Source organism: Alkalihalobacillus sp. AL-G, from assembly GCF_030643805.1.
Lineage (GTDB): Bacteria > Bacillota > Bacilli > Bacillales > Fictibacillaceae > Pseudalkalibacillus.
On sequence record NZ_CP094656.1, the window covers coordinates 430,169 to 441,474 of the forward strand.

Sequence of the window (11,306 nt, forward strand, 5' to 3'; positions counted from 1 at the left end):
GAGACAGACAATGCATTTTGAAACGATCATTGGACTTGAGGTCCACGCAGAACTGAAAACGAACTCAAAGATTTTTTGCAGCTGTTCAACTGAATTTGGTGCACCGCCGAATACAAATGTTTGCCCGATCTGTCTCGGCCATCCTGGGGTTTTACCGGTCGTTAACGAGCAAGCCGTCGATTTTGCGATGCGTGCTGCGATGGCACTGAACTGTGACATTACACGCGAAACAAAGTTTGATCGGAAGAACTATTTTTACCCGGATAACCCGAAAGCGTACCAGATTTCCCAGTTTGACAAGCCAATTGGTGAGAACGGCTGGATTGAAATCGAAGTAGACGGTTACAAGAAACGCATCGGAATCACCCGCCTTCATATGGAGGAGGACGCAGGGAAATCGATGCACGCAGAAGACGGAACGCATTCATTGGTTGACTTGAACCGTCAAGGAACACCGCTTGTTGAAATCGTTTCTGAGCCGGATTTGAGAACGCCGGAAGAAGCGTATGCGTACCTTGAAAAACTGAAAGCGATTTTACAATATACGGACGTTTCCGACTGTAAAATGGAAGAAGGCTCGTTGCGTTGCGACGCGAACATCTCACTCCGTCCAGTCGGCCAGGAGAAGTTCGGAACAAAGGCAGAGCTGAAGAACTTGAACTCATTCGCGAACGTGCAAAAGGGTCTTGCGTTTGAAGAAGTTCGCCAGGAAAAAGAACTGCTGACAGGCGGCGAAATTTTGCAGGAAACACGCCGGTACGATGAGACGTCTAAGCAAACGATCCTCATGCGTGTAAAAGAAGGATCGGACGACTATCGCTACTTCCCTGAGCCGGATCTTGTCGGACTCTCGATTGACGAGACATGGATTGAACGGGTCAAGTCGGAAATTCCAGAGCTTCCAGACGCAAGGAAGAAGCGTTACATGGACGATCTTGGACTGCCGGCATATGATGCGATGGTGCTGACCCAGTCGAAAAAAATGTCCGATTTCTTTGAAGTTGTGCTCGCGAACGGAGCTGATGCGAAAGCCGCTTCCAACTGGATGATGGGTGAAGTTTCAGCCTACTTGAACGCAGAATATAAAGAAATTGATGAAGTCGCATTAACGCCAGAAGGTCTTGCAAAAATGATCGAGCTTATTGAAAAGGGAACGATCTCATCTAAAATTGCAAAAAAGGTTTTTAGAGAGCTGATTGAAAAGGGCGGTGACCCTGAAGTTATCGTTAAGGAAAAGGGACTCGTGCAAATTTCCGATGAAGGTGAGCTTCGAGGCATCGTTTCTGGAATCCTTGATGAAAACGAACAATCGATTGTTGATTTTAAAAACGGTAAGGACCGGGCACTCGGATTCCTCGTCGGCCAGGTTATGAAGGCGACAAGAGGGAAAGCGAACCCGCCGATGGTCAACAAACTCATCCTTGAAGAAATCGAAAAACGATAATCAGAGAAAAGCCCTCCGTCTGAGGGCTTTTTTCAATTCTGATTGGTTATTATTGATGATTTGCATACGTAAATATTCGTTGTAAACGAGTGTTGAGGTCTTATATGCCCGCGAGCTACATTTTGTGCACGAAACGGGAGCGCAACCTTTTAAAGATCTTACACTGAAACTTCTATGCTTAATCTGTTTGATGGTGTGTTAAAACCTTTATATACAGCCTAATTTTTCGAATTTTTAGTTTTGCTTTTTGACGTGAAGGTCACTATAATAAGATGGACTGGAATATAGTAGAAGTGAGTTCGGAATTTTGCTAGTCCGAATTGACTGGTAGACCGAACCGCTGTGAACTCCGGTAAATTAAACGTTATTTTAGAAATGTGGAAAAATAGGTGATTTTATGAAACGAGCAAGATTAATATATAATCCAACGTCAGGTCGTGAGCAGGTAAAGCGACAACTGCCTTATATTTTAGGAAAACTTGAAAAAGCAGGCTACGAAACGTCGACGCATGCCACATGTAAGGATGAAGGCGATGCGACACGTGCCGCCCATCTAGCCGTTGAGCGAGAGTTTGACCTCGTGATTGCAGCTGGTGGAGATGGAACGATCTACGAAGTGATCAATGGGATGGCTGAGCTCCCGAACCGCCCGAAATTCGGAATCATTCCTGCTGGTACAACGAATGATTTCGCCCGTGCGCTCGGTATTCCGCGTACAATCGAACGTGCAGTCGATGTATTATGTGAAGGCATCGAAATCCCTGTGGACATCGGACGCGTCAACGATAAATACTTCGTAAACATTGCCGGGGGCGGGAAGCTGACAGAGCTTACCTATCAAGTGCCTAGCCAGATGAAGACGATGATCGGACAGCTTGCCTATTATTTAAAAGGAATGGAAATGCTCCCGTCAATTCGCCCGACAAACGTTAAAATCGAGTATGATGACAAAGTGTTCGAAGGTGAAATCATGCTCTTTTTAGTTGCAAATACGAACTCAGTAGGCGGATTTGAAAAACTTGCGCCATTGTCAGAGTTCAATGATGGATTGTTTGACCTTGTCATTCTAAAAAAAGCGAACCTAGCCGAATTCATTCGAATTGCAACGCTTGCACTTAAAGGTGATCATATCCGAGATTCGCACGTCATATATGAAAAAGCTCGCCGCATCAAGATTCATACCGACGAAAAGATGCAGCTCAACCTCGACGGAGAATTTGGAGGACTGCTGCCGGGAGAATTCGTCAACTTGAGACATCACTTCCAAATGCTCGTCTCAAAAGAACGGTATGAAGGCACACAACAGGTGCCAGAACCCGAGGACCTTGACTAACGACAAATTAGACTGACCGGCTGCGATAGAGTGCAAAGGGTCAGTCTTTTGATTTATGTAACCGATCGTTTTGCTCTCTAGATTTATAATTAGGCTAAGAGTGTAAGGTCTACCAAAAGCAATTAGATCAAAGGGGTGAACCGAACCTATGATACATAAATCCGAAAAAGAAAAAATGCTGGAGGGCGAACTGTACGTTCCATGGGAGGAAGAGCTGGTCAAAGACCGGGAGCGTGCCAGACGACTGACCCGCACGTTCAATGAGACGCTTGAGACAGGGTACGGCCGCCGGACAGAACTTTTACAAGAGCTGTTCGGTTCAACTGGGGAAGAGGTCAACATCGAACCGAGCTTCAAATGCGACTACGGCTATAATATCCATACCGGTGAAAACTTTTTCGCGAACTTTGATTGTGTCATTTTGGATGTATGTGAAGTACGGTTCGGCAACAATTGCATGCTCGGTCCAGGCGTTCATATTTACACCGCAACACACCCATTGAATGCAGCCGAACGAAACACCGGAAAAGAATACGGAAAAACGGTCACAATCGGTAACAATGTTTGGATCGGTGGGAAAGCGGTCATCAACCCAGGCGTTAAAATTGGAGACAATGTGGTAATCGCAGCCGGGGCAGTCGTCACAAAGGATATTCCGGCCAATGTCGTCGTCGGCGGAAACCCAGCGAAGGTCATCAAAAACTTATGATTTTTTCCGTTAATGGCCATAATGTTCATAATAGGCTCTTGAAAAAATGGCGAGAATCCAGTATAGTACTTAAAAATGCATACAAAAGCGATGAAGAGGATTAGTAAAGTGTTTACTTCTTTTTAAGAGAGGGAGCCAGTGGTGAGAGGCTTCTAAAGAATGGCATTTGAACCTGTCTCAGAGCTCTGGATCGGATCGTACGTAATGTGAAGATTCAGCGGTTGTTACCGTTACATAGTTGAGAGTACAAAGCACGTATTTTTGCTTTGTGAATTAGGGTGGTACCGCCAGGCCTTGGTCCCTTATGTGGGATTAAGGTCTTTTTGCTGTCTAAAAAAGAAACTCGAACGAAAGATACACTAAATACGAGAGGTGATGAACCATGTCAAAAAAAGTGTTTGTTAAAGATGTTACCGCGATGGAGGATGATTTTGCACAGTGGTATACCGATGTCGTCAAAAAGGCGGATCTTATCGACTATTCCACGGTCCGTGGGTCAATGATCATCCGTCCTTACGGATACGCAATTTGGGAAAACATCAAGAATGAACTCGATCATAGCATCAAGGAAACCGGGCATAAGAACGTCTATATGCCACTGTTCATACCGGAAAGTCTTCTTCAAAAGGAAAAGGATCACGTCGAAGGCTTTGCACCCGAAGTAGCCTGGGTCACCCACGGAGGAGATGAAGAATTGCAAGAACGCCTCTGTGTTCGCCCGACGTCAGAAGTTCTTTTTTGCGAACATTATAAAAATATCATTCACTCGTACCGGGACCTCCCGAAGCTTTATAACCAATGGTCAAACGTCGTGCGATGGGAAAAAACGACTCGTCCGTTCCTCCGTACTCTCGAGTTTCTCTGGCAGGAAGGTCATACGTGTCATGCGACGAGTGAAGACGCACATGAAGAAACGACGAAAATGATCAACGTCTATGCCGACATCTGTGAAAATGTGCTTGCAATCCCTGTCGTTAAAGGCCAGAAGACCGAAAAAGAAAAATTTGCAGGCGCGAAATTCACATATACGATTGAAAGCCTCATGCATGACGGAAAAGCGCTCCAGTCTGGAACATCGCACCATCTTGGAGACGGGTTCGCCCGTTCATTCGGCATCCAATACAGCGACCAGAACGGAGATCTTCAGTACGTTCATCAGACGTCTTGGGGCTTCACAACCCGGATCATTGGAGCGATGATCATGGTTCATGGCGATAACCGAGGTCTTGTCATTCCGCCAAGAGTCGCACCAACGCAAGTGATGATCCTCCCTATCGCTCAGCATAAAGAAGGCGTTCTTGATTTTGCCTATGATTTAAAAGAAAAGCTTGCACACGTAGCCCGTATCGATATTGATGCGAGTGATAAAAAACCAGGCTGGAAGTTCAATGAGTATGAAATGAAAGGAATTCCGCTCCGCTTAGAGGTAGGACCAAAGGATATTGAAAAAGGTCAGGTCGTTCTGGCCAGACGTGATACCGGTGAAAAGCTGTTCGTTCCACTTGATGAAGTCGAAGTGAAAATCAGCGAACTGCTCGAGGACATCCAAATCAATCTCTACAATAAAGCGAAGCAACTTCGTGAAGATAAAACAACAACTGCCCAAACGATGGAGGAATTCGCGGACACGCTCACCAACAAGCCTGGTTTTATCAAAGCAATGTGGTGTGGTTCCGACGAATGCGAAGACAAAATTAAAGAAGATACCGGAGCGACATCCCGATGTATGCCATTTGAACAGGAAGAGCTGTCCGACAAATGCGTTTGCTGCGGGGAAAAAGCCCAGTACATGGTTTACTGGGGAAAAGCGTATTGATTCACCCACTTTCAGAAGCTGTAACCTTAAAAGGTGCAGCTTCTTTTTTACACGTTAGGAAAGTAGAACTTTTCAGCAACAAGAATGACCGACGCTGGAGAAAAGTTTTCGTCCCAAGTATAAGCGAACAGAGGCTTAGCCTACGCAAGGCTTGGCGAGAGACCTTTAGGGACCAAGTTTTCTTTATCCAAAAAGTACGAAACAGGGTCGAATTAACGTATTTAGAATTACCCCTTCTAACAAGGTACGCAAATACACACCGTATTCCCGCAATATTCAACAACGTTATTCTGACGTTCTTCGGGGGCATACAGACTATAGTCCGCTTACAATTTTCGCATCCTAAATCGATCGGATTACCCAAAAGTCATTTTTATGGCCGTAAATCGATTCTGATTTTTATATAAGTGACTAGCACCTTTCGTTCAATATAACGAGCTTACAAGTATATTTTCAAATGAACAAGTAAAAGAAAGTAAAGTGACATCTTCCAAATTGTTTGTATAAGGGGTCTAACGTATGGTGGATTTTTTACCGCTGCTAAGTACATTTTGTATTTTGGTGAGTGCCATTCTGGTCGCATTCGGATGGTATTTCATTAAAAATGGGAGGAAAGAAGCACATAAAAAGGCGATGGCAACGGCAGCTTCTTTTGCTGTTCTGTTCTTTATCATCTATATTTCGAGAACGCTCCTTATCGGTAATACTTCTTTCGGTGGGCCGGATCATATAAAGCCGTATTATACATCCTTCCTCATCTTTCATATATTCCTTGCGTTAACAGGTGTTGCTTTAGGGATTTTAACGATTTTCTTTGCCCGAAAGGGGCGGCTTAAAAAACATAGAAAGATTGGTCCGTGGACTGCAGTCATCTGGTTCATTTCAGCAACGACAGGGGTAAGTGTCTATTTGATGTTATATGTCATATGGGAGCCGGGTCCAGTTACAAGCATGATTGATGCTATTTTAAAATAATAAAAGCCGATATTTCCGGGTTTTTTTAACGGTCTAGACGTATAAAATGGAATAATTATCACCTTCTATTGAAAAACTACAAGAAGGAGGTGGAACGGATGAGTACTGCGGAAATAGGAACGAAGATCTCATACTTAAAAGATACGTTCGAAGCTTGTGGTGATATTGTTTTTAAGCCTGTTGAGATAAATAACAATACAGGATTTCTTATTTTCTTATCCGAAATGATCGATCATAAAGCACTGTTCGAAATTGAACAAGGTTTTTTTTCTTATAAATATGAACAGATGCAAGGTAAAGACATCCGTTCAATTGTCCGTGAACGTTACCCCTTCAGCAGTGTCTTGGAATCAGATGATACAAAAAGCATGATCAATGAAATATTATCTGGGCGTACCGTTTTGTTGTTCAAAGAGTTAGACATCGTCTTTTCCTTTGTCACGACCAATTCAACAAGTAGGAGGATTGATGAACCGAGAACGGAACGAACGGTGAGAGGTCCACAGGAAGCATTCATTGAAAGTATTGATACGAATTTAATGCTGATTCGCAGAAAAGTACGAACACCTTCTCTAAAAGTAGAATATTTGACGTTAGGCAAACAAACAAATACGAAAATAGCTGTCGTTTTCTTAAAAGGGATAGCCAATGATGATATCGTCAAAGAAGTTCATCAACGATTAAACCGAATTGAGATTGATGGCGTGCTGGAAAGTCAATATATAGAGTCGATGATAAAGGATTCTCCGAAGTCACCCTTCCCAACGGTCTACAGTACAGAACGTCCAGATAAAGTAAGTGCAGATTTATTAGAAGGGAAAGTCGCGATATTCATAGATGGAACACCCTTTGTATTGACCGCGCCAGCTTTGTTTGTAGAATTTCTTCATTCAAGTGAGGATTATTATGATGGATCGTTGGTTGCGACGACGATTCGCTGGATAAGGTTTCTTGGCCTTTTTGTTACATTGATACTCCCTTCTTTTTATGTAGCTATGGTATCGGTACATCAAGATTTGCTTCAGACCCCTCTATTATTACGTCTTGCAGCCAACCGGGAAGCGTTGCCATATCCGGTCTTAGTAGAAGGAATCTTTTTGATACTCACCTACGAACTCATTCGTGAGGCAGGTTTACGAATGCCAAAGCCACTTGGGGGTGCGATTGTCACGATTTTAGGACTGGTTTTGATCGGTCAAGCTACCGTTCAAGCAGGTATCATCGGCCCGGTCATGGCTATCGTTGTTTCAGTTACAGCATTGACCTCCTTTATTTTACCGAATTATGCATTCCATCAAATTATCCGTTATTGTGGAATTCCAATCCTTTTGCTTGCAGGATTTTTTGGTTTTATGGGCATTCTCGTGGCTCTAATGTTCGGCTTGGCACATTTGGTCAATTTGCGGTCTTTTGGAGTACCATACTCTTCTCCTGTTTCTCCAGCACAAAGAGAAGGGTGGAAGGACGTCTTTATACGAGCACCGTGGTGGGCAATAGAAACACGCACGCCAGGAGTGGCTGTAGAAAATGTACGCCGTGCAGGTTTCAATAATTATCCCCAAAAACCGAACAACAATGATGAACAAGGGGGCTCTCATAAGTGAGAAACAAAAGTAAGCATTTACGACGGTGTCTCCTAGCCTTTGTCTTGTTTTTGAACACCATATTCCTATCAGGTTGTTGGAGTACGAATGAGGTTGACGACCTCGCGATTATCAATATGATGGCAATTGACGAAAACGAATCTGGTGACGTTGTAGTTACAGTTGCGGTTATAATTCCAGAAAATATCTATTCAAGAACTTCTACGGCAGGAATACCTGGAGAAGGGGATTCCGTTTTACTAACTGCTACAGGTAAAAACATCTTTGAGGCAATTGGAAAACTATCAGGGTCCATATCGAAAAGGATTTACCTAGGACATATCAATACGATTATTTTTGGTGAGCGTGCCGCACGCGAAAGAATGGAAACGTCTTTAGATTTTTTCAGGAGAGAAAATGACTTTCGTCCGAACATTAAATTGCTTGTAACAAATGGGAAAGCAAAGGATATTTTGAAAATGGGACCTATGCTGGAGCCGACCCTTGGGTTGGACTTGGATCGTTTAATTAGGTTAAGGCGGTTTAGCCCGATGACTATGGTAAAAGATTTAAGTAGTTTTTTGGAAGATCTAACTAGCGACACCAAAGATCCAATAACAGGGCTCATTGTCCCAGCAAATGAAAATGGTGTTGACACAGAAAAAAAGGGATCTGAAAATGCAAAGGACACCGGAAAAAATCGAGCTGCAATTTCCGATGGTAAAAAGGACGGTGTGAGCCCAAAGAAACCACTAGCCTTAAGCTTGCAAGGGACGGCTGCCTTTAAGGGTGGGCACCTTAAAGGGTTTCTAACTCATAAGGAAACCCGTGGCCTACTCTGGATTCAAGGTGAAATTAAAAATGGAATCGTTATTTTGGATTGTGGGAAAAACCAACAAGGAACCGTTGCTCTACAAATAAGAGATAGCCAATCCCGATTCATTCCTGAACGTAAAAACGGAGCAATCAATATGATGGTAAACATAGAAGTCGAGGCGGATGTTGGTGAAATAGCCTGTAAGGAGTTCAAAATAAAACCTGATGATTTCGATCGTTTAAATGCTCAACTTGAAGATCATATCAGAAAAGAAGCAAACCTTGTGTTAAACAAAGCACAGAAAGAATGGCAAACAGATATTTTTGGCTTTGGAGAAGCACTTTACCGTAAATATCCTAAAGAATGGGAGAAGCTTGCTCCACAATGGAGAGAAGGCGAGTTGAGGAAATTGAAAGTGAATTTAGAGATTAAAACGAATATATCCCGTTACGGTTTAATAGAAAATCCAAGTCGATCAAATGAATCGAGGTAGGTCATGAATATCATATTCAGCTTATTACTCATTTTGCTTGTCTTACTAACAACGGGCTCACATGTTTACTATATTTTCAAAAAAAGAGATTACAAAACATTAAGTACCCAGCTAATCCTTATAATCCTTGTGATGATTGCGGGTATAACAGCGATTAATAATTACGCAGATCCTTCAATATCGAAAATCCTTAATATGCTGAGTCCCATAAAGCAATGAAACGGAGGAAACGATCATGATTGAACGAGGTAGAATAAGTAATATTCAAGCCGCGATGTTAGCGATTACCTCCTTAACGATCATCGGACATTTGATTCTTCTGACGGTCATTATTTCACAAAGCAGGCAAGATGGATGGATAGCGGCAATAATCGGGACTGTCCTGGGGCTGATCGGAATCATTTCGCTTATTAAGCTGTCACAATGCTTTCCAGGTCTTACATTAATCGAAATTTTGTTTAATCACTTTTCATGGCCCGGTAAAATTATCGGAGTATTATATCTCGTTTATTTTTATCTTATGGCTGCTTTAGGAGTAAGGCTATTTGCGGAAGCCTATAAGAGAATCATGATGGAGACACCTATGTGGGCTTTTGTGACCGTTATCCTGCTGTTAACAACATTCATCGTTTATTTAGGATTAGAAACATTAGCACGCCTTAATCAAATCATGCTTCCCGTTTTAGTAATCATTGCGATCGGCGTTGTGTTCTTAACAATGGGGGAGAAGAAGGACTACACCAATTTACTACCGATTATGGGGGAAGGCTTTTATCCAGTCGGGGTAGGTTCTTTATCTGTAATGGGATGGTTTGGTGAATTTGTGATATTGGGTATGATCCTTCCCTATGTGAAACGGCCAAAAAGGCTCGTCAAGACAGGTGTTTCTGTTGCAGTTGTGACATTGATCTTTTTCCTTGGGCCAATTACAGGTCCGATTGCAATGTTCGGGCCTGTCGAAGCCGCTAAAATGGCTTTTCCAACTTTTTCAGAAGTTCGATACATAACTGCGGGTGAAGTGATAAACCGATTTGATGTCATTGCGATTTTATTTTGGACCGTCGGGTTAATGGTCCGAATCTCTCTGTTCTTTTATGGACTTAGCTTAGGAACTGCCCAGGCGTTGAAGCTAAATGTTTATCAGCCTATTATCATTCCTTATGCTTGGCTGATCGGGATAGGGTCGATTTTGTTTGCCAAAAATTACGCAGAACTAAAAGAATTTTTATTTCAATCCTATGTACCGCTGAATCTATTGATGGGGGCGGCATTACCGTTATTGCTTCTGCTGATAACAGTAATCTTCTTCCGAAAAAGAAGAAATGAATCAAAGGTAGATTAGGTCAGGTACTTACTTGAAAAAATAAAGGAGTAGAGTAGGATGGGAAAAAACATTGGACTAACAGCTGCAGAGCTCCCTGCATTTTGTCAATACGAGGGATACTGCACTTCAATTCTGAACGAGTGACTTGCAACTACAATCAGAACGCTATTCAAAAATCGTCCCCCTCTTGTTCAGCATTCCGAACCCTGTCCTTAGAATATTCGAACACCCAAACAATCAGGCATAGGAAAAAGGCGACCCCGACAATAAACGTACCAAGGATTCCATAGCCCATTCCTTCCCAGCCTCGTATAAAAACTATACCCGTAACAAATACACTGATTCCTGCTTGAAATGTAAAATAAGACGCAATATACCAACCGATCCGTTTTCGATAATAAAGTGCCACAGTCGTAAACACAATCCAGCTAAAGCTCAATAACGTAATCAATACGACTCCGCTCATGTGAAAAACCCCTTATGCAATTTTCTGTTGTCGACGCTTTAACATGTATGGCATCACAATATAGAGGATCGGCACAAACGCAATCCACCAGAGGGTTGGGGAACCCGCAAAATATAGAGCAGACGGGATCAGAACAATTCCGCTAATTGCCAACCATAACGGTGAACGAACGAGTACAGAGAAAAACAATAAGAAAAATGAGATCAAGACCAAATGCCCAAAAAACCAGCCCGGGCCAGAAAAATGAGTCCACTTCAAACCGACTCCTTCCCTACCATTATATACCTTTTTTCTTAATTCATCATAAAGGATTTAAAAGATTCGTATTGAAAAATAGGAAATTAGC

The 11,306-nt window shown here is 42.7% G+C and carries 10 protein-coding genes and 1 other annotated feature; of the genes, 8 read left to right on the forward strand and 2 right to left on the reverse strand.

What is annotated here, in order from left to right; translation table 11 throughout:
- Positions 1-10: 10 nt before the first annotated feature.
- The 8 genes from gatB to MOJ78_RS02255 all read left to right on the forward strand — a co-directional run bounded on the left by gatB (position 11) and on the right by MOJ78_RS02255 (position 10,512).
- Positions 11-1,444: an Asp-tRNA(Asn)/Glu-tRNA(Gln) amidotransferase subunit GatB gene (gene gatB / locus MOJ78_RS02220; RefSeq protein ID WP_304979599.1), complete on the forward strand. Its 1,434-nt coding sequence runs from the start codon at positions 11-13 to the stop codon at positions 1,442-1,444.
- Positions 1,445-1,841: 397 nt separating this feature from the next.
- A complete protein-coding gene (locus MOJ78_RS02225; protein ID WP_304979600.1) occupies positions 1,842-2,777 on the forward strand; it encodes a diacylglycerol kinase in 936 nt (311 codons plus the stop codon).
- A gap of 148 nt (positions 2,778-2,925) precedes the next feature.
- Entirely contained in the window at positions 2,926-3,486 is a 561-nt protein-coding gene (locus MOJ78_RS02230) for a sugar O-acetyltransferase (protein WP_304979601.1), read from the forward strand.
- An 81-nt stretch (positions 3,487-3,567) separates the two neighbouring features.
- Positions 3,568-3,792 (forward strand) — a binding site (T-box leader).
- A 76-nt stretch (positions 3,793-3,868) separates the two neighbouring features.
- Positions 3,869-5,302, forward strand: coding sequence for a proline--tRNA ligase (gene proS, locus MOJ78_RS02235; RefSeq protein ID WP_304979602.1), 1,434 nt, complete (start codon positions 3,869-3,871; stop codon positions 5,300-5,302).
- A 519-nt stretch (positions 5,303-5,821) separates the two neighbouring features.
- Positions 5,822-6,277, forward strand: coding sequence for a DUF420 domain-containing protein (locus tag MOJ78_RS02240; protein WP_370529755.1), 456 nt, complete (start codon positions 5,822-5,824; stop codon positions 6,275-6,277).
- Positions 6,278-6,375: 98 nt separating this feature from the next.
- Complete coding sequence (locus MOJ78_RS02245) at positions 6,376-7,881, forward strand: spore germination protein (protein WP_304979603.1); 1,506 nt, start codon at positions 6,376-6,378, stop codon at positions 7,879-7,881.
- Positions 7,878-9,170, forward strand: a complete 1,293-nt coding sequence (locus tag MOJ78_RS02250; protein WP_304979604.1) for a Ger(x)C family spore germination protein — start codon at positions 7,878-7,880, stop codon at positions 9,168-9,170. Before MOJ78_RS02245 ends, MOJ78_RS02250 begins: the two co-directional genes overlap by 4 nt.
- A 235-nt stretch (positions 9,171-9,405) precedes the next feature.
- On the forward strand, positions 9,406-10,512 hold the full coding sequence (locus tag MOJ78_RS02255; protein ID WP_304979605.1) for a GerAB/ArcD/ProY family transporter: 1,107 nt from the start codon (positions 9,406-9,408) through the stop codon (positions 10,510-10,512).
- 151 nt (positions 10,513-10,663) lie between these two features.
- On the opposite strand, the gene MOJ78_RS02260 is transcribed toward MOJ78_RS02255, so the two are convergent.
- A complete protein-coding gene (locus MOJ78_RS02260) occupies positions 10,664-10,960 on the reverse strand; it encodes a YesK family protein (RefSeq protein WP_304979606.1) in 297 nt (98 codons plus the stop codon).
- A gap of 12 nt (positions 10,961-10,972) precedes the next feature.
- On the reverse strand, positions 10,973-11,218 hold the full coding sequence (locus MOJ78_RS02265) for a hypothetical protein (RefSeq protein ID WP_304979607.1): 246 nt from the start codon (positions 11,216-11,218) through the stop codon (positions 10,973-10,975).
- Positions 11,219-11,306: the final 88 nt, after the last annotated feature.

Excerpts from the sequence above, each read along its gene's own strand:
- proS (WP_304979602.1), top strand. The coding sequence starts at position 3,869 with ATGTCAAAAAAAGTGTTTGTTAAAGATGTTACCGCGATGGAGGATGAT.
- MOJ78_RS02240 (WP_370529755.1), top strand. The coding sequence starts at position 5,822 with ATGGTGGATTTTTTACCGCTGCTAAGTACATTTTGTATTTTGGTGAGT.
- MOJ78_RS02245 (WP_304979603.1), top strand. The coding sequence starts at position 6,376 with ATGAGTACTGCGGAAATAGGAACGAAGATCTCATACTTAAAAGATACG.
- MOJ78_RS02225 (WP_304979600.1), top strand. The coding sequence starts at position 1,842 with ATGAAACGAGCAAGATTAATATATAATCCAACGTCAGGTCGTGAGCAG.
- MOJ78_RS02255 (WP_304979605.1), top strand. The coding sequence starts at position 9,406 with ATGATTGAACGAGGTAGAATAAGTAATATTCAAGCCGCGATGTTAGCG.
- gatB (WP_304979599.1), top strand. The coding sequence starts at position 11 with ATGCATTTTGAAACGATCATTGGACTTGAGGTCCACGCAGAACTGAAA.
- MOJ78_RS02230 (WP_304979601.1), top strand. The coding sequence starts at position 2,926 with ATGATACATAAATCCGAAAAAGAAAAAATGCTGGAGGGCGAACTGTAC.
- MOJ78_RS02260 (WP_304979606.1), bottom strand. The coding sequence starts at position 10,960 with ATGAGCGGAGTCGTATTGATTACGTTATTGAGCTTTAGCTGGATTGTG.